Source organism: Cupriavidus sp. PET2-C1, assembly GCF_054515855.1.
In genome coordinates, this window is sequence record NZ_CM137260.1 from 2,631,515 (window position 1) to 2,655,836 (window position 24,322).

At 64.3% G+C, this 24,322-nt stretch carries 19 protein-coding genes; 8 read left to right on the forward strand and 11 right to left on the reverse strand.

Going from position 1 to position 24,322, the window contains the following annotated elements:
- Window positions 1-74: 74 nt before the first annotated feature.
- The 4 genes from ACX12D_RS31770 to pgaA are packed head-to-tail and all read right to left on the reverse strand — an operon-like array spanning window position 75 to window position 5,987.
- Complete coding sequence (locus ACX12D_RS31770) at window positions 75-518, reverse strand: hypothetical protein (protein WP_459374960.1); 444 nt, start codon at window positions 516-518, stop codon at window positions 75-77.
- 13 nt (window positions 519-531) lie between these two features.
- On the reverse strand, window positions 532-1,854 hold the full coding sequence (gene pgaC / locus ACX12D_RS31775; protein ID WP_459376582.1) for a poly-beta-1,6-N-acetyl-D-glucosamine synthase: 1,323 nt from the start codon (window positions 1,852-1,854) through the stop codon (window positions 532-534).
- 35 nt (window positions 1,855-1,889) lie between these two features.
- The gene (pgaB, locus tag ACX12D_RS31780) at window positions 1,890-3,935 is read right to left on the reverse strand and encodes a poly-beta-1,6-N-acetyl-D-glucosamine N-deacetylase PgaB (RefSeq protein ID WP_459374961.1); all 2,046 of its coding nucleotides are present in this window, start codon (window positions 3,933-3,935) and stop codon (window positions 1,890-1,892) included.
- Window positions 3,936-3,941: 6 nt separating this feature from the next.
- Entirely contained in the window at window positions 3,942-5,987 is a 2,046-nt protein-coding gene (gene pgaA, locus ACX12D_RS31785) for a poly-beta-1,6 N-acetyl-D-glucosamine export porin PgaA (RefSeq protein WP_459374962.1), read from the reverse strand.
- 749 nt (window positions 5,988-6,736) lie between these two features.
- Here pgaA and ACX12D_RS31790 point away from each other — a divergent pair.
- Window positions 6,737-6,892: a hypothetical protein gene (locus ACX12D_RS31790; protein WP_459374963.1), complete on the forward strand. Its 156-nt coding sequence runs from the start codon at window positions 6,737-6,739 to the stop codon at window positions 6,890-6,892.
- Window positions 6,893-6,999: 107 nt separating this feature from the next.
- Here ACX12D_RS31790 and phbB read toward each other — a convergent pair whose 3' ends face one another.
- The 4 genes from phbB to ACX12D_RS31810 all read right to left on the reverse strand — a co-directional run bounded on the left by phbB (window position 7,000) and on the right by ACX12D_RS31810 (window position 11,153).
- Window positions 7,000-7,743 carry an acetoacetyl-CoA reductase gene (phbB, locus tag ACX12D_RS31795; RefSeq protein ID WP_459374964.1) on the reverse strand — a complete coding sequence of 248 codons (744 nt, stop codon included), beginning with the start codon at window positions 7,741-7,743 and terminating at the stop codon, window positions 7,000-7,002.
- 147 nt (window positions 7,744-7,890) lie between these two features.
- Window positions 7,891-8,448, reverse strand: a complete 558-nt coding sequence (locus ACX12D_RS31800; protein WP_441635589.1) for a phasin family protein — start codon at window positions 8,446-8,448, stop codon at window positions 7,891-7,893.
- A gap of 937 nt (window positions 8,449-9,385) precedes the next feature.
- Window positions 9,386-10,060 (reverse strand): M24 family metallopeptidase, encoded by a 675-nt coding sequence (locus ACX12D_RS31805; protein WP_459374965.1) that lies wholly within the window; start codon window positions 10,058-10,060, stop codon window positions 9,386-9,388.
- Between the two features lie 175 nt (window positions 10,061-10,235).
- Window positions 10,236-11,153, reverse strand: coding sequence for a LysR family transcriptional regulator (locus ACX12D_RS31810; RefSeq protein WP_459374966.1), 918 nt, complete (start codon window positions 11,151-11,153; stop codon window positions 10,236-10,238).
- 161 nt (window positions 11,154-11,314) lie between these two features.
- Here ACX12D_RS31810 and ACX12D_RS31815 point away from each other — a divergent pair, with 161 nt between their 5' ends.
- From ACX12D_RS31815 to ACX12D_RS31845, 7 genes are all read left to right on the forward strand, one after another.
- Complete coding sequence (locus ACX12D_RS31815) at window positions 11,315-12,520, forward strand: pyridoxal phosphate-dependent aminotransferase (RefSeq protein WP_459376583.1); 1,206 nt, start codon at window positions 11,315-11,317, stop codon at window positions 12,518-12,520.
- Window positions 12,521-12,562: 42 nt separating this feature from the next.
- Window positions 12,563-13,537, forward strand: a complete 975-nt coding sequence (locus ACX12D_RS31820) for a Bug family tripartite tricarboxylate transporter substrate binding protein (protein ID WP_459374967.1) — start codon at window positions 12,563-12,565, stop codon at window positions 13,535-13,537.
- A gap of 41 nt (window positions 13,538-13,578) precedes the next feature.
- Window positions 13,579-14,277, forward strand: a complete 699-nt coding sequence (locus tag ACX12D_RS31825; RefSeq protein ID WP_459376584.1) for an RraA family protein — start codon at window positions 13,579-13,581, stop codon at window positions 14,275-14,277.
- Between the two features lie 243 nt (window positions 14,278-14,520).
- The gene (gene hpnI / locus ACX12D_RS31830; RefSeq protein WP_459374968.1) at window positions 14,521-15,798 is read left to right on the forward strand and encodes a bacteriohopanetetrol glucosamine biosynthesis glycosyltransferase HpnI; all 1,278 of its coding nucleotides are present in this window, start codon (window positions 14,521-14,523) and stop codon (window positions 15,796-15,798) included.
- Window positions 15,795-17,216 (forward strand): hopanoid biosynthesis associated radical SAM protein HpnJ, encoded by a 1,422-nt coding sequence (gene hpnJ, locus ACX12D_RS31835; RefSeq protein ID WP_459374969.1) that lies wholly within the window; start codon window positions 15,795-15,797, stop codon window positions 17,214-17,216. The genes hpnI and hpnJ overlap by 4 nt, the downstream gene beginning before the upstream one ends.
- Before the next feature lie 17 nt (window positions 17,217-17,233).
- A complete protein-coding gene (gene hpnK / locus ACX12D_RS31840) occupies window positions 17,234-18,088 on the forward strand; it encodes a hopanoid biosynthesis-associated protein HpnK (protein WP_459374970.1) in 855 nt (284 codons plus the stop codon).
- Window positions 18,085-19,074 (forward strand): lysylphosphatidylglycerol synthase domain-containing protein, encoded by a 990-nt coding sequence (locus tag ACX12D_RS31845; RefSeq protein ID WP_459374971.1) that lies wholly within the window; start codon window positions 18,085-18,087, stop codon window positions 19,072-19,074. Before hpnK ends, ACX12D_RS31845 begins: the two co-directional genes overlap by 4 nt.
- A 77-nt stretch (window positions 19,075-19,151) precedes the next feature.
- On the opposite strand, the gene ACX12D_RS31850 is transcribed toward ACX12D_RS31845, so the two are convergent.
- From ACX12D_RS31850 to ACX12D_RS31860, 3 genes are all read right to left on the reverse strand, one after another.
- Complete coding sequence (locus ACX12D_RS31850) at window positions 19,152-21,233, reverse strand: 3-hydroxyacyl-CoA dehydrogenase NAD-binding domain-containing protein (RefSeq protein ID WP_459374972.1); 2,082 nt, start codon at window positions 21,231-21,233, stop codon at window positions 19,152-19,154.
- Window positions 21,234-21,322: 89 nt separating this feature from the next.
- Window positions 21,323-22,525 carry an acetyl-CoA C-acyltransferase gene (locus tag ACX12D_RS31855; protein ID WP_459374973.1) on the reverse strand — a complete coding sequence of 401 codons (1,203 nt, stop codon included), beginning with the start codon at window positions 22,523-22,525 and terminating at the stop codon, window positions 21,323-21,325.
- A gap of 32 nt (window positions 22,526-22,557) precedes the next feature.
- A complete protein-coding gene (locus tag ACX12D_RS31860) occupies window positions 22,558-24,315 on the reverse strand; it encodes a long-chain-fatty-acid--CoA ligase (RefSeq protein WP_459374974.1) in 1,758 nt (585 codons plus the stop codon).
- Between the last annotated feature and the right edge of the window lie 7 nt (window positions 24,316-24,322).

Genomic DNA, 24,322 nt, shown 5'->3' on the forward strand with positions numbered 1-24,322 from the left:
ACGCCATTCAATGAGGACCTCGCGCGACAGCGGGCGACCGCCAGCTGTCGCGCGAGGCCAAACCGCGGCGCTGCTCAGGCCAGTTCTTGCTGTAGCGGTGCAACGTGCGAGATCAGGCCGTCTTCGTCGTGAAATGCCACCAGGCGACGGCCCGTGCCCACCGAGAGCACCACATCCTTGGCCAGGTCGAGCGTCGAGATTGGCGCCACCCGGGCAGGCTGTTCCAGGTTGGAAACGCTTGTCCCGAAGCGGCGCGCCAATGTCCACGCCGTGAACGCCAGCCCTATCCCGAGAATGGTCAACGCATCGGGGATGATTTCCCCAAGCGAGAACTCGGTGCTTCCCGTGGAGGCCACGCACCAGTAGATGTAGAACGCCGCAGCTACCCAGATGCTGGCCACCAGCAGGGGCCGCGCCAGCCGGTACCAGAGATATCGTCGGACGGCCTTTCCCGGCGCAAGGTGCTGCAGATACTGCTGCAAGGTCGTGCCGGATGTGTCAATGACGGGTTCTTTCATGTCTCACTCCTCCTCAAGAATGCTCTTCAAGCTGCCCGACAACGGGAGATGCGGGCGCAGGTGACCTTGGCGGCGAGGACGCGGGGGCGTCCTCGCGGATGCCGCGGTCGGGGCTGACCCACCTTGCCCGGGTGCGGCGCTGAAGCAACAGCACGCTGGGCAGGGCGATCACCGATGCGACCATGCTGATGGTCCAGAACGCGATCGGGTACCAGATCGTGTCAAGGAAGTAGCGCAGCAGCTTGGTGTCGTAGCAGCGATCGATGACGCAGCCGACCAGGAGCTGCATGCAGCAGGTCATAAAGAGAAGGACGCCTGCCCCGCGCGGCATCCCGGAGAAGCGCCAGGCTTCGGGCAGATCGAACAACGCGGTCGCGGCCGTCATCACCAGGGTGAACAGCATGCAATAGGCCCAGATCACGCTGACCGTGTACTCGAGGAAAATCGGCCACATCATCGGCTTGTTCTTGGTGACGATGGGCGCCGCATACTTCCGCAGCACCTGGATGCCGCCCCGTGCCCAGCGCAGACGTTGCCTGAACAGGCCTTTGAACGTTTCCGGCATCAGGATCCAGCTGAGTGCGTGTGGCTCGAAATGCAGCCGCCAGCCATTGACCTGCAGCTTCCAGCTGATATCGATGTCTTCGGTCAGCATGTCGGGGCTCCAGTAGCCCACGCCGCGCAGCGCGCTCTTGCGGAACATGCAGATCACGCCAGACACGGTCAGCAGGCGGCCATACAGTTCCTGGGTCCGTTTGATCAGGCCCACGATCGACGAGAACTCGCCGACCTGCATGCGCCCCAACAGCGAGGTCCGGGTGCGGATGCGCGGATTGCCGGTGACTGCGCCGACGCCGGCGTCCCGCAGGAAGTGACGCAGCATCCAGCCGATCGCCTCGCGGTCGAGCAGCGAGTCGCCGTCGATGCACAGCAGGTACTCGGCATCAGTCAGCATTGCCGCGGTGGTCAGGCCAATGGCCTTGCCCTCGTTGCTGGCCTGGTGGATCACCAGCAATTGCGGATACTGATCGATCAGCGCATTCAGGATATCGCCGGTGGCGTCGCTGCTGCCGTCGTTGACGGCGATGATGTTGTAGTTCGGATAGCGCAATTCCGCCAGGTTCGCGATGACCTCGCGCACATTGGCTTCCTCGTTGAAGCAGGGCACGATCACCGACACCTTCGGGCAATCGAGCAACACTTCCGCCCGTGTTTTCTTGTGCTCTTTTCTCTCGATCAGGAAGTAGTGAAGCAGGCCACCCGTCATCCATAAGTAGGACATGAACAGTGGGTAGTAGAAGACAAAATTCGAAAGCAGGCTTGCCGTATTCTTCATCATCTTCCCCAACCTTGTTTTTATCGGCTCTTGGTCTAAACCTTCATGCCATTGCGCGGCCGCAGCAGGTTCTGCATGGACATGACATCCCGCAGCACCGCCAGGTCTGGCTGGTTCACCATGAACTGGTCGGGGCAGTAGCCGAGGTGCTTCACGCCAGCCATGCGCAGGCGCTGCATCTGATCGCGTAGCGCGGTGCTGGCGACCGGCGCCTGCGTACGGCCGTCGAGTGTCTGCAGCGCGAATATGGTTTTCGGCAGCGCGCCCGGATGCGCCGCCACGGCCCGGACCAGGCCCTCCAGCCAGGGCGTCGAAGGCGGGCCGCCTCCGGCATCGGCGTAGGCCATCAGGTTGACGAAGTCGTATTGCGCGGCGAATGCATCGATGTCCTGGGCCAGGCGCATGCTCGCATCGGGACGCAGCACCGCATTGGCAGGCAGGCTGCGCACGGTCAGCACATTGCCGCCGCCCTGATAGTCCTTGACCAGGTCGCCCAGTTGCCGCGTAAAGTCGATCAGGTGCCGGAGCTTGGCGTCCGACCATCGTTGCAGCAGGTCGGGGTTGGCGCGGATCGCAGCCAGTCCGCGCGGCAACCCCCAGTCCGCGTAGGCCGCAAGCGCCGCGTCGCTCGCGTCTTCGACATCGCTCAGGCTCGCGTCATCGCCAAACACGACGCCGTTCAGGCTGGTATATCTGCCCAGGTCGTAGTAGATATCGCGGATGACGCTGCGGGCGAGCGGGTCGAAGGGGCTGAGCCGTTGCCGCTGGCGCGGGTCGAGGGGCGTGGCCGGCGCGCCCGGCATCACCGCTACCAGCCGGGACGAAGCCGGATGGCTCGCGGGCAGCTTGTAGGCAAGCACCGGCAATGCCGCGTAGACCTGCACGCCAGCTCGGGTGATCAGCTGCCAGGCCGTGCGCGAGAACAGGTCGCTGCGCACCGGCATGTGGCGGTTGGGAAAGTAGAGCGCCTGGGCGGTGCCGCTGCCGTCGGGATCGTGAAACGCCTGCAGGTAGACCGACTTGGGCTCAAGATCCTTGATCCGGTCTAGCAGCCGCGACAGCCTGGCCTCCTGGCGATCGGGGTTCGGATCGTACACATCGTCGAGAGAGACGTTGACAACCCGTTCGACCGGCTGGTTATCGCCGCGATAGGCCGACTGCTGGCGGAACTGGCCCATCATGACACCTGCATCCCAGTCGTAGGAGACCAGCAGGCGCCTGATCTTGGTCAACGGCACGTCGGGCGTATTGGGCCCGTCGTCGAGAGTGAAGTGGACATTCATGCCCAGTTTGTGCGAAGCGCCGATCAGCCCCGCGTTGTACGTGCCGTAGGGCCAGACCATCGAGCGCACCCGAACCCCGGTTTTCGCCTGGATCATGTCTGAACACGTCTTCAGGTCGCCACCGACCCGGTTCTCGTATTCCTGGTCGGTTTCGTAGCGTTTCAGGTCGGCATGGTAGAGGTGCGCGCTGGCCGCCGGTAGTTCGTTGCCCTGAGGATTGGCCACTGCACCGTGGTGCATGTCGTGCGTGTGCGAGGCGATCTCCACCAGGCCTGACTCAGCCATCTCGCGCAGGTTGTCCCAGCTCATGAAATAGCCCGGCGCCATCACCGACTTGTGGCTGATGCGCACCGGCTCGTCCCGCGGCGTACCGGTCCAGCGCGACACCACGGCGACCAGGCCCGGGTAGTTGTACTGCTGCAAGAGCGGAAAGGCCTTGGTGTACTGGCTCTCATAGGCATCGTCGAAGGTCAGCAGCACAGCGCGCGGCGGCAGGCGTGGGCCGCCGTTGCGCGAGGCAATGATCTGGTCGACGCTGACCGGGTGGAAGTCGTTGCCCTTGAGCCAGGCGAAGACATTGTTGAGCGTGGCAGTGCTGATCGCACAGGTATCTGCCACCGTTCCCACATCCGCACGCAGGTCGTCCCGGATGTCGTGAAACGCGAGTACGCGGAAGGTCAGCCCGTCGTCGCGATCCTGCGGCGGCAGCAAGGACAGCGCATAGCCGGCGTGGACGCTATTGGTCACCGACAGCGCGCCGGCGAGCCCGATGAATGTTCGGCGATTGAGCTTTTGCATGATGACCTATAGAGGGACGTTGAGGTTGAGGTAGATCAGCTTGGTTGTCTCCCGGTTGGAGTCGAAGCGCCTGCTGCCGATGCCGATGCCGTAGGTGAGCGAAGCCTTGCGGCCAAGCTGCCAGAATTGTTCGAGACGCGCTTCCCACAACATGCTGTCGCCAAAGCCGTCCTGCCGGTAGCCACCTGCGGTGACATACACGCGCTGGCTGAAGGACTTCTCGGCATAGCGCCACGGCGTCCATTGGTACATGGTGCGCAGTTGCGCGGTGTAGTCGCGGCGCGGATTGAAGTAGGCGGTGCCGTCCAGCGTATTGCTGGTGGTACCCACGTCGAGCCAGATCGCCACCTGGTGGCGCGGTTGGTTCAGCAGCCGCTGGTAGGCGGTGCCCTGCCACATCTGGTGAAAGTTGGTGTCGCTGTAGCGCGAGGCGCCGTACATCACATTGAAGTAGCGCGCATCGTCCTGCGAGTAACGCGCCGATGCCGTAGCGGTGCGGCCTGTCACGCCGGCCTGATAGGCCTTCAACGGCAACGCGTTGTCGTTGGAGTCGACACCCGCGCCAAAGCGCCAGTCATCATTGGGCTGGAAGGCGACCGTGCCGGTGCCGCCGGTCTTGCCCTGGCCTCCGGTGGACTGATGCAGCTCGGCGGCGGCTTCCCAGCCGTCGCGCCGGAAGTCGCCGCCGATGCCGTTGCGTATGCGGCTGACGCTCTGGCCATCGCCGGTGTCGCCACGCGCCGTGTATTGGTGCGCGAAGACACGCCAGTAGTCGGCCATCGGCGACGAATAGAGACGGGTGTCAACACCCCAGGCATGATCCGCCAGCACTGCGTTGCCGCGCTCGCCAATGGCGTCGATGATCAGTTGCGGGCGCTCGTAGACGCGGTACTCGCGCTGGAAGTTCCTGACGCTGTTGTTGTCGGGGAAAGTGCCGTCGAAGGCCGCAGCGACCGCCTTCGCCTGATCGTACTGATGGAGTTGGAGGGCGGTCTTGCCGAGCCCCACCAGGCTTTCGATATCGCCGGGGTGGTCGGCCTGCGACTGCCGGTAGATGCTTTGCGAGGCGTATGGGCGTTCCAGCACCAGCGAACCGTCCGCGCGGGCGGTCAGCAGGGACGGATCGAAGGGGGCATCCTTACGCAAGGCATCCAGTGCCTGGACGCCCTCTTTGACGTGATTGGTATAGAGGAGGTATTGCGCCTGCAGCTTCTTGACGCGGCCGTACTCGGGATTGGTCTTGTCCAAGTCTTCGGACAGATCGGTTTGCGCCGGCGTGCTACGGGCCATCATCGAGACCAGTTTGAGCGCCGCCTCGTAATGTCCCTGGTCCAGGTAGGCAAAGAACAAGCTTTCCTGCACGCTAGGACGCGATAGCGCATAGGGCTCGGTAGTCTCCTGGATCGGTTCGATGACCGCCTGCAAGGCCAGCTCGTAGGCGCGCGAGGCAAGGTCGGGCTTGTCGAGATAGGCATAGGCATCGCCCGCGGCGGCATAAGCCGAGCCCGGTAGCGGCTCGTTGGCCAGCGAGAGCTGCTCGTATAGCGCGGTGGCCTCCTTCATGCGCCCGCGCACGGACAACGCCGTGAGGAGATCTGACTGGACCGCGCGCCGCACCCCGTTGTATTCGTCGTCGGCAGGAATCCTGTCTTGCAGTGCCTGGGCTGCGGCAAGCGCGGTGTCGGCGGGAACCAGGCGATCCTGGTCATTGGAAGCGATGGCTTGCTGCCGCGCCCAACGGATTTGCTGGGCAACGACAAGATGCTCCAGCAGCAGCAGATCCCGGTGCGCGAAGACATCCGGGCGTGCGGCGGCCTGTTCCAGCGCCAGTTTTGGGGAACCGGCTTCGGCCAGGGCGAAAATGCGCTCCCTGAGTTTGTCGTTCTCGCCCGCCGATGCGGGTTGCTCCAGCCCGGCCGGCGGCCGCACGCGCGGCGTTGCCGGCTTTGCGGTCTCTGCCGCGCAATGCTCGCGGGCGAACAGCGCTAACAGCAGGGCCGTGGTCTTGAGCGTGGTCCGCAATCGCTTGCGGCACTGCTGGGATGCGTTCACGTCTTGTTCCCCCGGAATGCCCTGCTGCAAACAAAACGTCTCCCTTGGCGTGCGGCATATCCTTGCCGGCACCAATGCGTGTCACCGGAGAGACGGACATCACACGGCCAACCTGATGGCCCTGTTGCAACGCAACGCGCCAATCCGGTCCACCGAGACATGACCTTGCTGAATCCGACCAGAAATCAAAGCGACCCCGGCGCTGCGCCGGTTGCGCCCTGTTTTTCCCATCCAATGCCTGTCGCGCGCGGCAGCGATCTGTGCTGCAGCGATGCGGCCTATGCCTCTGTATCTTCTCGTTCTGTTTTCGTCTGCCGCAAAAACGGCGGCTTCCTGCCAACCACGTCTCCAGGCGTACCCGTTGCGCCTGCCTTTATGCCTGCTTGGAGGCCGCTCCAAAAAGATGCTGGCGTCGTCGCGCGGCCTTGGCCGATCCACTTGTACAGTCAGCGGCCACGCGCCTAGCCAGAACCGCTTCGCTTCATGTTGAAACGGCACTCTTAGTGCTTGTGCGTCATTATTTGGTGATTGGGTGCTATTGCGACAGTCGCCAAAAGCACTAGAGGGACCAGCTGAAAGTTGGAGGTGACCTAAACCGGGAGACCGGCCCCGTGGCCCGGGTGCGGTACGAGGAGGGCGTAATGTGCGCCACGCCGCAAACCGGTGGGACTTCGGTGGGACTTATGGCGGATGGCTGCGAATGCTGCGCGTGTTTAGTCTTGTCGCGGCAATCCAGGGGGGGGAGCGCCATGGCAATCTCACATACAGCTCGCCCTGCGGCTGCTGTGCGCCGCTTCAAGGTGCCGCCCGCCGACTATCGGGTGGAGGCCATCTACAAGCAACGAACGCAATATGTGATCTTCGAGACAGGATCCCTGGGGGCAGGCATGCGCCGGCAGCAATGACCTGCGGCTGGCCCGGCCGGCAACGGCGCGGCCCCCTGTCATCCCCCTACGCAGTTGAAGGAGCGGGCCGAGACCCGCTGTGCAGCTTCGGTCTGCTTCTACCAGTGTCACTGCAGATGCTGGCCCCCATTGATCGCAATGTTTGCGCCAGTCAGGAAAGCCGCTTCACGGGAACATAGGTAGACAATCAAGGCTGCCACCTCCTCCGGCTCCCCCAGGCGGCCAACCGGGATTTGCGGGATGATCCTGGTGTCCAGGATCTCCTGCGGCACCGCTGTCACCATCTTGGTCGCAATGAAGCCGGGAGACACGGTGTTGACCGTCACGCCGCTCTTGGCTACCTCGAGCGCCAGCGACTTCGTGAAGCCGTGCATGCCTGCCTTGGCCGCTGCATAGTTGGTTTGGCCAAAGCCGCCTTTCGAGCCGATGATGGACGACACATTCACGATCCGCCCCCAGCCGCGCTTGACCATCTCGTCGCACACCGGCTTGGTCATATTGAACACCGAATCGAGATTCGTCCGCATGACCGAGTCCCAGTCAGCTTTTTCCATCTTCCTGAAGCTCGTGTCCCGCGTGATTCCGGCGTTGTTGATCAGAATGTCGACAGGACCAATCTCCGCCCGAATCCTCGCCACACCCAGCTGGCATGAATCGTAATCGGCCACGTCGACCGGAAAGGCATGGAATCGGCGTCCGCTTTCCCCCATCCGCGACAGCCAGCTGGCAACACCCGCGTTCCCCGGGGAGTGGGTCACAACCACCTCACAATCCGCTTCCAGCAGCCTGGTGCTGATGGCCTCTCCCAATCCCCCCATCCCCCCCGTTACCAGGGCTATCCTCGTCGTCATGATTTGAATCCTCCATACACTGCGTTGATGGCCAGGTCGTTGACACGGCCGTGGGAGCAGGTGGCCGAAGCCCAGCCTGCCGCTGGACATGGCCTGCGTTCGCAGCGGCCCCGCGAAGCGAAGGGGCCGCTGCGGCCATCGCGCGGCCTACTGCCGGACGGCTCGGGCAGCCGGTTGCTTCACTGACCTGGAGGCCGCTTCGGCCGCCGTATTAAAGCTGCTCTGCGCAACGTGCGCTGCCTGCTTTGCCGTCGACTGCATGGTCTCGTATAGCGTGTGGGTTGCATCGATTGCCGACTGCCAGGCGGCGACAGCCGCGCTGGAACCTGCTGGCGCAGCGCTCACCGCATTGTCAAGGAGACGCTGCACCCCGCGCTTGTTTTCCTCGTAGTGCGTTTCCGCCGCCTTGTCGAATTCGACCCGCGTCGCGGACGCGATTTCAAAAAATTGCAGGCGATACGAGAGCGCTTTTTCCGTCGCTTGCTTGAGCAACTCGATCTGCAATGCGAAAAATTCCTGGGGGTCCTTGACCGACAGGGCTTTGCGCGCGCCTTCACAAGTCTCGGATAGCGCGCCTTTCGTCGTCTCGATATTCAATGCAAGCAGCTTCTCAAAACCTTCGACAGCTTTGGTCGTCAGACCTGCCGCGGCGTCAATCATCGCCTTCTGCGCAGCCAGAACTTGCTCGGGGGACAGCTGAATCATCTTGCAGCTCCTTAGTGTGACCCACGCCCCGTGCCATCCCATGACAGCACGTTCGCGGCGGAGTCGCGTGAATCGAGCGGCGGCGTAACCGCGGCGGAGGTTCCGGTGCGCAAGAGCCGAGTGCATGCCAGGCGCCTGCAGGCATCTCAGACGGGCGCGCTGCGCCCTTGTCGTGAGGCGGGACGTGCCAAATCCGCTCTGCGGGGGACACGCCTGAAGGCTCTGAGCCAGGCGTAGCCCTGGATTGTTGGCTGAGGCCGGCGAAAGCCCGGCCCAGGCCGTTCGAGGTCGAGCGCTATTGGTTTATGCATCCAGATGCGCCTTCTGAGTTCGCACCCAAAATAACCTCGATTGGCTTGAAACCACAGATCAGATACTTTAGATCAAATTTGTATACTCTGAGATTTAATATTTTAAATTCAGAGTTAATTAATCTTCACATAGAAGATATTTAAATAAATTACCCCCGGAAAGAGGGGATCGAGATCGCAAGGCTCGTTGCAATGCATCAATTGCCTGGGCGCCCGTTACATCGGTACGACGTGGGCCGTGCCCTGGCTAACGGCGTAGGACCGCAGGCACCGGGTATCTCGCGGAGTCCGTGTTTGGCAAGTGCCTTCGCGAAGTGTCGATCGAGATCGTTTTCGAATAACGATTGCTCATGGGCCTGCATGGCTGCACGGCCGCCTTTCGCCAGGGCGTGCGCAAGAATGCCGGTGTCGGTATGCTGCGGTTAGCTGCCCCAGTCGGTATTGAGTTGCGGTAGCGCAAGCGCGGACATCGCGGCCAGGAACGCCTGCTGATGAAGCGCCACTGAGTCCGTCAGCGTGCCATCGATGTCCAGAACAAGAATGCGGTCAGTTGTCGTGGTCAGCCTCTGGTTGGCAGGTAGCGCGTGTGTGGCATGTGAGAAACGCCCCTCCACGCGCTGGGCTGGTTAGCTGGCGATCAGGATGTCTTCGTAGAAGGCGCCGAATGGCCTGGTGGGATGGGCGATCTGGATCTCCAGAATCCACAACCCAGTCTTGGGGCATGGTTCATAGTCTCCCAAGTCCCCCGCCCGATAGATCGCATGAGGAAAATCGGATACGCGGTGCCCCTTGATTTCGAGGTTGAGCTTCCAGCCCGCAGCCTCGGCCCTCTGCGCTGCATATTGGTATAGCGCCGGTCCGCCAAGGCCATCTTCACGCCAGCGCGCGCTGACTTCTCGCCAGAGGACGCGCGCGGCCTCGGCGCAGGCATGCATCTCCGGGTCCTCCCCCACGACGAAGGTATCACCCGCATCGCCTTCATGATCGTCCCAGACAATGCCGAGGTCTATGAAGAAGATGTCATGCGCACCGAGAACATGATCCGGATCTATGCGCTCCTTGAACGTCTTCAGGGTGTTCCGGCCAAAGCGCACGATGATCTGATGCCAGATGCGCTGCATGCCCATCGCTTCGAGCGTGATGCGGGCAAAATCACAGGCCTGTTTTTCGGTCATGCCTGGACGAATGCCCGCGGCAATACGCTGGACCCCTTCGAAGGTCTTGTCCCGCGCGTATTGCATGGCGGGCAATGAGAATTTGGCCCCAACGGCTTCCCGATCCAGCCTTGATGTGCTTTCCATGAAAAATCCAGATGTCGTCATGATTCTGCCGAGTTGAGGCGGGCTGCGGTGCTCCCGCTTGATTTTCGAAATATATCATTGAATATAACGAGTGGGCATTACGACACTCCCGGTCATGCCGAATCGGTTTCTGCGAATCGAAGTGGTGGGGTGGCCGCTGCCGGACACGATGCGTTCACCGCGCAACCGCGAGATCATGCGGGCCACGCGAGAAGTCGCACACAAGCCGGCTGACTTCAGCAATGACATCCAGCGCCGCACTGAAGGCATCGTCCCGGTACACCGCGGAATAGACCAGTGGCGGTGGCATGGGGTCGCTCTTGACCACGCGCAAGAGTCCTTGCTCGATATCCGCGGCGAAGTAGTCCAGGGCAAGCTGGCTGATACCGAGTCCTTCGATGGTCAGTGCTCTCAATACGGTCAGGCTGTTGGTGGCAAATACCTTCTTGAACTTGAATCCATGCTCCCGGCGCCAGGCGCCGTAGAACGTGTTCTTCGCGGACCCGATGGATTGCTCCAGCACCGGATACTGGGCAAATTCCTCGGGCTGCAGCGGCCTGTCGGGTAACGCGAGGGTGGGGCTTGCCATCCACAGGTCTTCCACGCGGCCCACCTCCACTGTCTTGTAGGCTTCGCCCCAGAACGTGCCCGGCAGGATCGCCAGGTCGATCTTGTTTGCCTCCAGGCCTTCAAACAGGTTCATGCCCGCATCCACCACCGGCTCCAGTTGCAGCTCCGGATGCCGGTTCTTCAGTTCCTTGAGCAGCTTGGTCAGCCAGGTCAGCGCGATGAGTTCGGTGACGCCGATGCGGTAGGTGCCGGTGAGCTTGTCGACCTGCCCGACCTCCGCATCGATCCGCTCGCGCAGCCGCATGGCTTCTTCGGCGAGGATCAGGAGCCGGCTGCCGGCATGCGTGGGCACGAGGCCCTTTGGCGTGCGGTGGACGAGTTGCACGCCCAGGACCGCCTCCAGTTCGCCGACACGCTTGGACATGGCCGATTGCGTTGCGTGGAGCTTGGTGGCCGCCGAGCTGAAGGATGCATGCGTCACACAGAAGTAGAAGGCTTCCAGTTGCTTGAACGTGACAGACATTTGATTTCCCGATTCTGCGCAGCGACATATTCTCGCACCAACCACGCCATCATCACGAAAAAATGGAATACCGGTGCAATCCGATTTCTCGTTTTGCCGGGCCGTCGCGGCGGCGGATACTTTCTCCCACGATCCCTTCCATCCTTCCATGGCCACGCCTCATGCTTCAGCTTGCCGACCGACTCAACCGAATCAAGCCCTCTCCCAGTTCCATGGCGGGGCAACGCGTGCGGGAGCTCCGCGCGGCGGGGCGCGATGTGATCGGCCTCACCGCCGGGGAGCCGGACTTCGAGACGCCGGCCCACATCCGGGAGGCCGCCTGGGGCGCGATGCAAGCCGGCAAGACGCGCTACACCGATGTGGGGGGCACGGCCGAGCTGCGCCACGCCGCCGCGCAGAAATTCAAGCGGGAGAACGGTCTCGACTATGCGGCCAGCGAGATCATCGTCAGCACTGGCGCCAAGCAGGTCATCTTCAATGCGCTCATGTGCACGGTGCAACAGGGCGACGAGGTCATCGTGCCCGCGCCATACTGGGTGTCGTACCCGGATATCACACTGTTTGCCGGTGGTGTGCCGGTGTTCGTGGCATGCAGGCCGGAGAACGGGTTCAAGCTCACGCCCGAGGACCTCGAGCGGGCCATCTCCGCGCGGACCCGCTGGCTGATCCTCAATTCGCCGAACAACCCCAGTGGTGCCGCCTATACCCGTACGGAGCTGGTTGCCCTTGCCGAGGTACTGGAGCGTCATCCGCACGTCTGGGTGATGACGGATGACATCTACGAGCACCTTACCTACGACGGCGCCGCCTTTGTCACGCTGGCGCAAGCCGCGCCGTCACTGAAGGCGCGCACGCTGACGATCAACGGTGTCTCGAAGGCCTACGCGATGACGGGCTGGCGCATCGGTTACGCCGGCGCGCCGGCGCCGCTCATCAAGGCAATGGTGAAGCTGCAATCGCAAAGCACGTCCGGCGCCAATTCGGTGGCGCAGGCCGCGGCAATCGCGGCGCTGGATGGCCCGCAGGATTTCATCGCGGCCAACAAGGCGGTGTTCCAGGCGCGCCGGGACAGGGTCGTCGCCGCGCTCGGGCAGGTCGACGGCATTCACTGCCAGGCGCCAGCCGGGGCATTTTATGTCTTTGCGTCGTGCGAAGCGCTGATCGGCGCACGCACACCGCACGGCTCGGTGATCCGGTCCAGCGACGACTGGGTCAACTGGCTGCTGGACTCGCAGGATCTCGCGGTATTGCAGGGTTCCGCCTACGGCGTCGATACGCACTTCCGGCTTTCGTTTGCCGCCAGCATGGCGCAGCTGGACGAGGGCTGCCGCCGGATCGAAGCCGCGGCCGCCGCATTGATTCGCTAGGCATCGCACGACCTTCCTTCACTCCATCCACCAGGGCGCACCATGAACTTTCTGCTGAAGTGTCTTCGACTCGCCGCGGCGGGCTTGCCGCTGCTTGCCACGGCTGCCCATGGCGAGCCCGCGTATCCCTCGAAGCCGATCCGCATCCTTGTGGGCTTTTCTCCTGGGGGCTCGAACGATATCGTCGCCCGTCTGCTGGCGCCCAAGCTGTCCGAGGCCCTGGGCCAGCAGGTGCTCATCGACAACCGCCCCGGCGCTGGCGGCAACATCGCTGCCGACACCATGCTGAAAGCGCCCGCCGATGGCCACACCCTGATGATCTGCACCACGGGGATGCTGTCCATCCAGCCGTCCTTGCAGAAGGTCAGCTACGATCCGCAGACCGACATCATTCCCGTGTCCCTGATCGCCAACACGCCGTACATCGCGCTGGTCAACGCGGCGCTGCCCATCCACAACGTCAAGGAACTGATCGCGTATGCCAAGGCCAATCCGGGCAAGCTGAACTTCGCTTCGTCCGGCAATGGCACGGCGGGCCACCTCGCGGGCGAAATGCTCAAGCTGCGCGCCGGCATCAACATCGTCCACGTGCCTTACAAGGGCACGGGCCAGGCCATGACGGACCTGCTCGGCGGCCAGGTCTCGCTGATCTTCGACCAGCCCATCAGCTCCCTGCCATACGCCAAATCCGGCAAGCTGCGCGTGCTTGGCGTGGCGTCGCTGCAGCGCCTGCAGTCGCTGCCCGACGTGCCGACTTTTGCGGAGTCGGGCGTGCCTGGGTTTGACCCCGTGGCGTGGACCGGGCTTTGCGCCGCCAAGGGCACGCCGGCCAGCGTGGTGGCGCGCTTGCAGCACGACGTGGCGCAGGTGCTGCGCCAGCCGGACGTGGCACAGCGCCTGAGCCAGGACGGCATGGAAGTGGTTGGCAGCACGTCGGATAAATTCCGCGAGTTCCTGGCCTCCGACAAGCGCAAATGGGTGGGCGTGATCAAGGAAGCCAACGTCACGCTGAATTGAAGGGACACGGCATGAACATGGACATCGACATCGACATCGGCATGAACATCGAGAGCAACCTGCCGGATATGGTCCGGGATTTCGCGCGTGTTCGCCCGGACCTGGTCGAGCAGGCGTCCCGGTTCGCCGCCTCGATCTTCGCGGATGTGGCGGGGCGCCGGGGCGGCATGCACGGGCGCATCGCACCGCTCGATCGCGCCAGCCGCTTTTGCGGGACCGCGCTCACGGTCGAAGTCCGGCCGGGAGACAACCTGATGATTCACGCCGCCATGGCGCTCGCAAAGCCAGGCGATGTGATCGTGGTGGACGGCAAGGGCGACCAGTCTTGCGCGCTGATGGGGGCCATCATGGCGAACCAGTGCAAGGCGCTCGGCGTGGCGGCGGTGGTGCTGGACGCGGCATCGCGCGACGCTGACGAGATTCGCGAGCTGGGCTTTCCGATGTATTCCGTGGGCACGAATCCCAATGGCCCCACCAAGCTTGTGCCCGGTCGCGTCAACCATCCGATCCAATGCGGCGGCGTCACGGTCAGGGCCGGTGATCTTGTGATCGGCGACGCCGATGGCGTGGTGGTGGTCGAGCGCGAAAAGGTGGCCGAGCTGATCGGGAAGGCGGCCGAGAAGGTGGTGGCGGAGCGCAAACGGATCGACGGCATCCGGTCCGGCCAGGCGTTGCGCCCGGCCTGGCTCGACGCATCCTTGCAGGCGGCGGGCGTGCTCAAGGCGGGCGAGGGGCTCTGAGCGTAGCTGGCAGTCTGGGTCTGTCCCAGGCCCAGGCCCGTCCGATATGAAAAAAATTAACAAGAATTGTTATCAATATCTTTCTTGTCTAATTTAGGTACCCCACGTTGTCCCCATGCCATCAGCGATCTTACTAGTGGACGAAATAACTTCTGTGCGTCATATTTCCACTTAATACTTCCTTAAGTATTCACGCTATACCGTACAACTTTAGTCAAATCCTTACTTTGAGGGCTGGCCGAAATGACGTTGGAGGGGCTCGCTGGTCCGGCAGTTGCATGGCTCGCGGCAGGATATGCCGTGGCGGCGGCGTGGATCAGCCGACGCGCCTCGCCCGGCCCGGCGCCCGCCTGCGAAGCCGCGGATAGCGCGAGCATCCGTCCGGTGAGCGTGCTCAAGCCGCTCTGCGGCGCCGAGCCGCATCTCTACGAAAACCTGGCCACGCTGTGCCGGCAACAGCACCCCGCCTACCAGATCGTGTTCGGCGTGCGCGCTGCCGACGATCCCGCCATTGGCGTCGTGGAGCGCTTGCGCGCCGATTTCCCGGCCTGCGAAATCGATCTGGTCGTCGATCCCCGGGTGCATGGCAGCAACCTCAAGGCCAGCAACCTGATCAACCTCTGCGCCAGTGCGCGCCACGCATGGCTGGTGGTCGCCGATAGCGACATTGCCGTGGCGCCGGATTATCTGGCACGCGTTACCGCCCCCCTGGCCGATGCCCGGGTCGGTGTGGTGACCTGCTTGTATCGCGGCCATCCGGTCGGCGGCTTCTGGTCGCGCCTGGGGGCGGGATTTATCGACCACTGGTTCGCGCCTTCGGTGCGGATCGCCCACGCGGGCGGCTCCCGCAGTTTTTCCTTTGGCGCCACCATTGCGCTGCGGCGTGACGCGCTGGCCGCAATTGGCGGGTTCGAAGCGCTCTCCAACCGCCTCGCCGACGATTTCTGGCTGGGCGAGCTGGTTCGGCGCCAGGGGCTGGAGACGGTGCTGTCGGATGAAATGGTCACCACCGATGTGACTGAGTCGAGACTTGTCGATCTCTGGGCGCATGAATTGCGGTGGATGCGCACCATCCGCTCGCTCAATCCGGCTGGCTTCGCCTTCACCTTCATCACGTTCACCTGGCCAATGCTGGCGCTGGCCGCCTGGATTTCGCCGCAGCCGCTAGTGCTGGCCGCGGTGGTGATGGGCGGGCTCGCACGCAGTTTCCTGGCTGGCGGCCTCGGCGCCACCCTGATGGCGCCGCTGCGTGATACCTTGCTGCTCGTGGAGTGGGCGGTTGCCCTGGCCGGATCGCAGGTGCGTTGGCGCGATCGGATATTGCCGGTGCGAGACCCTCCCGCGGCCGACGCGCCGCTGCAGCCGCGCGCGCCGGCGGCGCGTGCGGGCATGGAACCTTACCAGGGTGCAGGCGTAACGCTTCGCCCCCTTCCCTTGATGACGGAGGGGACGGACAATGGCGTGCCGGAACGCCAGTCGTCCCGTTCGAAAAACGGCTTGAATCCCCCGAGGCTGCTATGAAAACCTTGTTCCTCCAGGTGCCTTCCTTCGATGGCTTTGACGGCGGTGCCGGCTCGCGCTACCAAGCCAAGCGCGAAATCAAATCGTTCTGGTACCCGACGTGGCTGGCGCAGCCCGCCGCCCTGGTGCCGGGCAGCCGCGTGCTCGATGCGCCCGCCGACGGCCTGGGTGTGCAGGAAACGCTGGATATCGCCGCCGGCTATGAGCTCGTCATCATCCACACGAGCACGCCGTCCTTTCCCACCGATGCCAAGTTCGCGGAAGAACTCAAGGCACGCCACCCCGGGGTGATGATCGGCATGGTAGGCGCCAAGCCCGCCGTCGACCCCGGCGGCACGCTCGGCGCGAGCCCCGCCATCGATTTCGTGTGCCGCGAGGAATTCGACTACACCTGCCAGGAGGTGGCCGCCGGCAAGCCGCTCAAGGACGTGCTCGGCCTGAGCTACAAACTGCCCGATGGCTCGCAGGAGCACAACGGCCCGCGCCCGATGATCGAGAACATGGACGAGCTGCCTTTCGTGGCGCCCGTCTACAAGCGCGACCTGAAGATCGACAACTACTTCATCGGCTACCTGAAGCACCCCTACGTCTCGATCTATACCGGGCGTGGCTGCCGCTCCAAGTGCACCTTCTGCCTGTGGCCGCAGACCGTGGGCGGGCACCGCTACCGCACGCGCTCCCCGCAGAGCGTGGTCGCCGAGGTCAAATGGATCAAGGAGAACATGCCTGAGGTCAAGGAGATCATGTTCGACGACGACACCTTCACGGATTTCAAGCCGCGCGTGGAGGAGATCGCGCGCGAGCTGGGCAAGCTGGGCGTGACGTGGTCCTGCAATGCCAAGGCCAACGTGCCCTACAGCACGCTCAAGATCATGAAGGAAAACGGCCTGCGCCTGCTGCTGGTGGGCTACGAGTCCGGCGACGACCAGATCCTGCTGAATATCAAGAAGGGCCTGCGTACCGACATCGCGCGCCGCTTCACCGAGGATTGCCGCAAGCTCGGCATCATCATCCACGGCACCTTCATCCTCGGCCTGCCGGGTGAAACGCGCGAGACGATCGAGAAGACCATCGCCTACGCCAAGGACATCAATCCCCACACGATCCAGGTCTCGCTGGCAGCACCCTATCCGGGCACCACGCTGTACCGGCAGGCGGTGGAAAACGGCTGGCTGGAAGACAACAAGGTGATCAACCTGGTCAACGACAAGGGCGTGCAGCTGGCCGCGATCAGCTATCCGCACCTGAGCAAGGAAGAGATCTACCACGGCGTGGAAACGTTCTATAAGCGCTTCTATTTCCGTCCGGGCAAGATCTGGGAAATCGTGCGCGAGATGCTGGGCAGCTGGGACATGATGAAGCGCCGCCTGCGCGAAGGGGTGGAGTTCTTCCGCTTCCTGCGCTCGCACGAGGCCTGACCCTGGCAAGCGATCCTGTGGCGTCCGATGATCCTGCGCGGCGCGCCCTGATCATCACCGCCGACGATTTCGGCCTGCACGGCGGCGTCAACGAAGCGGTGGAACTGGCGCACCGCGATGGCGTGCTGAACGCCGCCAGCCTGATGGTGGGCGCGAGCGCGGCCGCCGACGCGGTGGCGCGCGCCAGGCGCCTGCCGCGCTTGCGCGTGGGCCTGCATGTGGTGCTGGCCGACGGCCCGGCCGTGCTGGCCCCGGCTGCCATTCCGGCGCTGGTGGACACGCATGGCCGCTTCGGCTCGGCCATGGCGCGCGACGGCTTCCGCTTTTTCTTCCTGCCGCATGTGCGGCGCCAGCTGGCCGCGGAGATCCGCGCCCAGTTCGAGGCGTTCGCCGCCACCGGGCTGACGCTGGACCACGTAAACACCCACAAGCATTTCCATTTGCATCCCACCGTGTTGTCCCTGATCTTGCAGATCGGCCGCGAGTTCGGCCTGCGCGCCATGCGCCTGCCCAGCGAGCCTGCGGCGCCGTTGCTGCTGCGGCCCTGGCTGGCCCTGCTGCGCAGGCGGCTGGACCTGGCCGGCATTGCCCACAACGACTACGTGCTCGGCATCGCCAATAGCGGCGCCATGGACGAAGCCACCTTGCTGGCCGCGCTGGCGGCGCTGCCGGCGGGCGTGGGCGAGCTCTACCTGCATCCCGGCGTGGTCTCCGGCGCCGAGGTCGCACCCAGCATGCGTGGCTATCGCCATGCCGACGAGCTGGCCGCGCTGCTCTCGCCCCGCGTGCGCGAGGCGCTGGAGCGCGCCGGTGTGCGCCGCGGCGGCTTTACCGACATCTTTGGCGCGCCCGGTGCCCTGGCTCCCGCATGAAGCGCCTGATCTACCTGACCGGGCTGTTGGGCATGCTGGCCCTGACGGCACTGGTGCTGCACGAAGGCGCGGGCGACATTGGTCGCATCGTTGGCCAGGCCGGCTGGCCGCTGCTGCTGCTGGTGCCCTTCCACGCGCTGCCGCTGCTGCTGGACGCGCAAGGCTGGCGGGTGTTGCTGACTTCAGCCGATCCCGATGAGTCCGCCGGCCTTGCCTTCCTGTGGTGGGTGGCCACCGTTCGCGAGGCGGTCAACCGGCTGTTGCCTACCGTGGGTGTGGGTGGCGAGCTGGTTGGCATCCGGCTGACCCGCCTGCGCATCACGGATACCACGGCAGTGACCGCCAGTATCGTGGTGGAGGTCATGGTGACGCTGTTCGCGCAGTACCTGTTCTCCGCGCTCGGCGTGGTGTTGCTGCTGCTGGCGCTCGGTGGCGGCGATGGCCAGGCCTGGGTGATCCTGGCGGGCTTGCTGCTGTCCTTGCCGGTGCCCGTGCTGTTTGCGCTCTCGCTGCGCCATAGCGCGCTGTTCGAGCGGCTGGAGGGCGCCGCGCGGCGCTTGTTCGGCACGGACCACCGGGTGGTCGCGCTGATCGACGGCGCCCGGCTCGACGCGCAGATCCGTGCGCTGAACGCGCGCCGCCGCGAATTGCTGGCCGCGCTGTGCTGGCAGTTCGCCGGCCTGGCCTTGGGCGCGGCGGAGATCTGGTTCGCGCTGTGGCTGCTGGGCCATCCCGTCCCGCTCTGGCAGGCGCTGGCGATCGAGTCGCTGACCCAGGCCGTGCGCCATGTGGCCTTCTTTGTGCCGGCCGGCCTTGGCGTGCAAGAGGCGGTGATGATGCTGCTGGGCCACCTGCTTGGCGTCGACCCGCAGGTGGCATTGTCGCTGGCGCTGGTCAAGCGCGCGCGCGAGGTGCTCTTCGGCATCCCGGCGCTGCTGTCGTGGCAGTGGGTGGAGCTGCGGCGCTGGCGGCGCGCAGCCGTGTAGCGGTGTAGCGATGTAGCGGTGCATGCCCCCCGGCCGGGCCGGCCAAGGGGTGCATCGGCACGCAGCGCCGCAACTGCCTACTTCAGGTCGCTGAACTTCTTGCCCTGCGCAACCAGGTCCTCGAGCAGCTTGGCCGGCTTGAAGTCCGCGCCGAGCGTCGCCTGAAAGTTCTTCATGGCTGCCAGCACCTTGTCCAGCCCGATCGTGTCCGCATAGCACATCGGGCCGCCACGGTACACCGGCCAGCCGTAGCCGTTGACCCACACCACATCGATGTCGGAGGCGCGGATGGCCTTGCCTTCCTCCAGGATCTTCGCGCCTTCGTTGATCATGGGGTAGATGCAACGCTCAAGGATCTCCTGCTCGGAGACCACGCGGCTGGTCTTGCCCTGCTTGGCGGCAAAGTCGCGGATGATCCCCTCGACCACGGGCGAGGGGATGGCATTGCGCTTCTCGTCGTAGTCGTAGTACCCCGCGCCGGTCTTCTGGCCGCGGCGGTCCATCTCGCACAATATCTCGCGCAGCGTGGCGCTGCTGGATTTCTCGCGGATCCAGCCCAGGTCCAGGCCGGCCAGGTCGCTCATGGCGAACGGGCCCATCGGGAAGCCGAAGTTGTACAGCACGCGGTCGATGTCCCACGGCAGTGCGCCTTCGAGCACGAGTTTCTGTGCCTCGCGCTGGCGCTGGGCGAGCATGCGGTTGCCGACAAAGCCCGGGCACACGCCCACCAGCGCGGCGATCTTGCCGATCTTGCGGGCCAGCTCCATCGACGTGCGGATGACGGGTTTGGAGGTCTTGTCGCCACGTACCACTTCCAGCAGCTTCATGACGTTGGCCGGCGAGAAGAAGTGCAGGCCGATCACGGATTCCGGCCGGGACGTGGCGGCGGCGATCTCGTTGACGTCGAGCGCGGAGGTGTTGGTGGCCAGGATGGCGCCTTGCTTCACGATCTTGTCGAGCTTGCCGAAGATATCCTTCTTCACGTCCATGTTTTCATAGACGGCTTCGATGACCAGGTCGGCGTCGGCCAGCTGGCCGAGTTCCAGCGTCGGGGTCAGCAGCGCCATGCGCTTGTCGACGTCGGCGGCGGTGATGCGGCCCTTCTTGGCGGTGTTGTCGTAGTTGGCGCGGATGGTGCGCACGCCGCGGTCCAGGGCTTCCTGCGCGGTTTCCACGATCACGACGGGAATGCCGGCGTTGAGCATGTTCATGGCGATGCCGCCGCCCATGGTGCCCGCGCCGATGATGCCAACCTTCTTCACGTCGATGACCGGCGTGTCGGCCGGCACGGCAGGCAGGTTCCAGACCTGGCGCGAGGCGAAGAAGTAGTAGCGCTGCGCGGCGGATTGCGTGCCGTTCATCAGCTCCAGGAAAAGCTTGCGCTCCACCTTCATGCCTTCGTCGAAGGGCAGGTTGACCGCCGCTTCGATGCAGCGGATGTTGTACTCGGGCGCGTCGAAGCCACGGAACTTGCGGGCGTTGGCGCGGCGGAAATCGGCGAACAGCTCCGGCTTGCCGCGCGCGGCTTCCACTTTTTCGTTGAGGTCGCGCACCTTGCGCAGCGGGCGCTGCTCGGCGTTGACCTGCCTGGCGAAGGCAATGGCGCCGGCGCGCAGCGCGGCGTTCTCGGTCACCAGGTCGAACAGGCCCATCTCGGCTGCGGCGGCCGCGTCGATGTGGGCGCCCGAGGTCACCATGTCGAGCGCCTTGGCGGGGCCGACGATGCGGGGCAGGCGTTGTGTGCCGCCAGCGCCGGGCAGCAGGCCGAGGTTGACTTCGGGCAGGCCGCATTTGGCGGACCTGGCTGCCACGCGATAGTGGCAGACCAGTGCGACTTCCAGCCCGCCGCCCAGCGCGGTGCCGTGGATGGCGGCGACCACCGGTTTGGGCGAGCCTTCGATGGCGGCTTGCACGTCGGCCAGCGACGGGCCAACCGGCGGCTTGCCGAATTCGGTGATGTCGGCGCCGGCGATAAAGGTCTTGCCCGCGCAGGTCAGGACGATGCCCTTGACGTTGCTGTCGGCGATGGCGAGCTCGATGCCAGCGAGGATGCCCGCGCGGACTGCGGCGGACAGTGCGTTTACCGGCGGCGAGTTGAGCGTCAGGATGGCGATATCGCCTTCCACGGCGAGATCGGCGACTGCGTTGATGGCGGTCATGCGTGTGGACTCCAGTGTGTCGGTGTGTCGGTGTGTCGTTGCGTCAGTGTGTCAGTTCAGGTGGCTTGATGCGAGGGCTGGCGCCCGGCTCAGAAAATCTCGAACAGCCCTGCCGCGCCCATGCCGCCGCCGATGCACATCGTCACCACGCCGAACCTGGCGCCACGGCGCTTGCCTTCCAGCAGCAGGTGGCCGCTCATGCGCGCGCCGGACATGCCGTACGGATGGCCAATGGAGATCGCCCCACCGGAGACGTTCAGGCGCTCGTTCGGAATGCCGAGCGTATCGCGGATATGCAGGACCTGGCTGGCAAACGCCTCGTTCAGTTCCCAGATGCCGATGTCGCTCATCGACAAGCCGTGCTGCTTGAGCAGCTTGGGAATGGCGAACACCGGGCCAATGCCCATCTCATCCGGATCGCAGCCGGCAACGGCCATGCCGCGGTACGCGCCCAGCGGCTGCAGGCCGCGGCGTTCGGCTTCCTTGGCTTCCATCAGCACCATGGCGGATGCGCCATCGGACAGTTGCGAGGCATTGCCGGCGGTGATGAAGCTGCCCTCGGCCACGCGTTGCCCGTTCTTGAAGACCGGTTTGAGGGCCTGCAGGTCGGCCAGCGTGGTGCTGGGGCGGTTGCCTTCGTCCTTGGCCAGCGTGACCTGCTTCTCGCTCACGGCGCCGCTGGCCTTGTCGGTGACCAGCATGGTGGTGGTGATTGGCACGATTTCCGCGTCGAAGCGGCCGGCTTGCTGCGCGGCGGCGGTGCGCTGCTGCGATTGCAGCGAGTACGCATCCTGGGCTTCTCGGCTCACGCCATAGCGCTGCGCCACGATCTCGGCCGTCTCCAGCATCGTCATGTAGATCTGCGGCAGTGTCTGCACCAGCTGCGGATCCTGCGCGCGGTAGCGGTTGATCTTGTCGTTCTGGACCAGCGAGATCGACTCCAGCCCGCCGCCCACGGCAACCTGCATGCCGTCCACGATGATCTGCTTGGCGGCCGTGGCGATCGCCATCAGGCCCGAGGCGCACTGGCGGTCCATCGACATGCCCGACACCGTGACGGGCAGCCCGGCGCGCAGCAGCGCCTGGCGCGCGACGTTGCCACCCGTGGAGCCTTGCTGCACCGCGCAGCCCAGGATCACGTCGGCGATCTCCGCCGGGTCGATGCCGGCGCGCTGCACGGCGTGCGAGATGGCGTGGGCGCCAAGCTCCTGCGCCTGCGTGTTGTTGAAGGCGCCGCGATGGGCCTTGCCGATGGGCGTACGTGCGGTGGATACGATGACTGCTTCACGCATGGGAAGTCTCCTGCTGTGTTTTGAGTGAATGCCTAACCGTGGCGATGCGAAACGTCCTTGGCGATGGCCAGGAATGTCTCCAGGTCATCGCGGATCTGTTTTTTGTTGTACTTGCCTACGCTGGTCTTGGGGATGTCCCGCGTGATGGCGACGAGCTTGGGCAGCATCCACCTGGTGATCTTGCCGGTATCGACGCCGTGCACCTTCAGGAAATCGATGACGCTGTCCTCGCTGGCCTCAAAGCCGTTGCGCACGCTGACCAGCGCCAAGGGCTTTTCGCCCCATACCGGATCGGGCACGCCGACCACTGTCGCCTCGTGCACGAAATCGGCCATCGCGATCAGGTTCTCCAGCAGTACCGTGGGCACCATCTCCGCGCCGCTGCGGATCACGTCCTTCATGCGGTCGGCGATGGTGATATAGCCCTCGGCATCCACCTTGGCGATGTCGCCGGTGTGCAGCCAGCCGTCTTGCCACAGCTCCGCGCTTTTCTCGGGGTTGCGGTAGTACTGACCGGTCGCCCAGGGCGCGCGCACCACGATCTCGCCGACCGCGTGGTCGTCCTGCGGCACCGGCTTGCCTTTGTCGTCGACGACCTCCACCTCCACGCCAAGAATCGGCAGGCCGGATTTGACCAGCACCGCATCGGTCTCGTCCCGCTCCAGGTGGACCATGGTCTTCTTGATGAACGAGCCAACGATGGTGGGCGCGGTCTCGGTCATGCCGTAGCCCGAACTCATGCGGAAGGTGGGGATCAGGGCTTCCAGCTTGCGCTTGAGCCCGAGCGGCAGCGCGCCGCCGCCCACGCTGACGCGCACCAGGCTGCTGAGGTCGTACTTGTTCAGGTCCGGGTATTCGAGCAGCATGGCCGCGATGGTCGCCACGATGCCCACCGACGTCACCTTCTCGCGCTCCACCAGCTCGCAGAAGCCCTGCACGGTAAAGGCCCCGTGCAGCACGATCTTCTGCGCGCTATAGACCGCGACGAAGGGTTGTCCCCAGCCGTGGATGTGGAACATCGGCGTATTCAGCAGCGGCACCGCGCCTTCGCCCAGCCGCGTGCCCAGGCCATCGGCAATGTCGTGGTCCGGCGTGTTGCCGATGGCGAGCTGCGCCATCATGTGGATGGTCAGCAGGTAGAGCTGGCGGTGTGTGAAGGTGGCGCCCTTCGGCTGGCCGGTGGTGCCGGTGGTGTAGCACAGCGTGGCGTTCACGTCCTCGTGCAGGGCGGGCCACTCGATGGTCTCGGCCTGGCGGGCGATCAGCGTTTCGTACTCGATGATGTTGGGGATGCGGGTCTGCGGCAGCCCCGGCTTGTCCGACATATAGACCACCAGCTCGACCACATCCTTGATCTGGTCGTAGATGCCTTCCAGCAAGGGCATCAGGGTGTCGTCGACAAACAGGATCTTGTCCTGCGCGTGCCGGATGGTGTAGACGATGTGCTGCGGGGACAGGCGGACATTGATAGGGTGCAGCGTGGCGCCAATGCCCGTCACGCCGTAGTACAGCTCCAGGTGGCGATGGGTGTTGAGCGCCATCGTGGCGATGCGCTCGCCAGGTTCGCCAGGCATGCCGGCTCGCACCTTGAGCTCGCCGCGCAGGCCGTTGGCCAGCTGGGCCACGCGCCGGTACCACTGCATCCAGGTAAAGCGGAAATACTCGCCGGTGGCGTGGTTGCGGTAGACAACGCCGATCTCGTTGGGATACATCCGCACCGGGCGCTTCATGATCGTGGTGAGCACAAGCGGGTAGTGCGTGCTGAATTCCGGATAGGTCCTGAATGTCATCTTGTCT

Excerpts from the sequence above, each read along its gene's own strand:
- ACX12D_RS31770 (WP_459374960.1), bottom strand. The coding sequence starts at position 518 with ATGAAAGAACCCGTCATTGACACATCCGGCACGACCTTGCAGCAGTAT.
- pgaC (WP_459376582.1), bottom strand. The coding sequence starts at position 1,854 with ATGAAGAATACGGCAAGCCTGCTTTCGAATTTTGTCTTCTACTACCCA.
- pgaB (WP_459374961.1), bottom strand. The coding sequence starts at position 3,935 with ATGCAAAAGCTCAATCGCCGAACATTCATCGGGCTCGCCGGCGCGCTG.
- ACX12D_RS31790 (WP_459374963.1), top strand. The coding sequence starts at position 6,737 with ATGGCAATCTCACATACAGCTCGCCCTGCGGCTGCTGTGCGCCGCTTC.
- phbB (WP_459374964.1), bottom strand. The coding sequence starts at position 7,743 with ATGACGACGAGGATAGCCCTGGTAACGGGGGGGATGGGGGGATTGGGA.
- ACX12D_RS31800 (WP_441635589.1), bottom strand. The coding sequence starts at position 8,448 with ATGATTCAGCTGTCCCCCGAGCAAGTTCTGGCTGCGCAGAAGGCGATG.
- ACX12D_RS31805 (WP_459374965.1), bottom strand. The coding sequence starts at position 10,060 with ATGGAAAGCACATCAAGGCTGGATCGGGAAGCCGTTGGGGCCAAATTC.
- ACX12D_RS31810 (WP_459374966.1), bottom strand. The coding sequence starts at position 11,153 with ATGTCTGTCACGTTCAAGCAACTGGAAGCCTTCTACTTCTGTGTGACG.
- ACX12D_RS31815 (WP_459376583.1), top strand. The coding sequence starts at position 11,315 with ATGCTTCAGCTTGCCGACCGACTCAACCGAATCAAGCCCTCTCCCAGT.
- ACX12D_RS31820 (WP_459374967.1), top strand. The coding sequence starts at position 12,563 with ATGAACTTTCTGCTGAAGTGTCTTCGACTCGCCGCGGCGGGCTTGCCG.
- ACX12D_RS31825 (WP_459376584.1), top strand. The coding sequence starts at position 13,579 with ATGAACATCGAGAGCAACCTGCCGGATATGGTCCGGGATTTCGCGCGT.
- hpnI (WP_459374968.1), top strand. The coding sequence starts at position 14,521 with ATGACGTTGGAGGGGCTCGCTGGTCCGGCAGTTGCATGGCTCGCGGCA.
- hpnJ (WP_459374969.1), top strand. The coding sequence starts at position 15,795 with ATGAAAACCTTGTTCCTCCAGGTGCCTTCCTTCGATGGCTTTGACGGC.
- ACX12D_RS31845 (WP_459374971.1), top strand. The coding sequence starts at position 18,085 with ATGAAGCGCCTGATCTACCTGACCGGGCTGTTGGGCATGCTGGCCCTG.
- ACX12D_RS31850 (WP_459374972.1), bottom strand. The coding sequence starts at position 21,233 with ATGACCGCCATCAACGCAGTCGCCGATCTCGCCGTGGAAGGCGATATC.
- ACX12D_RS31855 (WP_459374973.1), bottom strand. The coding sequence starts at position 22,525 with ATGCGTGAAGCAGTCATCGTATCCACCGCACGTACGCCCATCGGCAAG.
- ACX12D_RS31860 (WP_459374974.1), bottom strand. The coding sequence starts at position 24,315 with ATGACATTCAGGACCTATCCGGAATTCAGCACGCACTACCCGCTTGTG.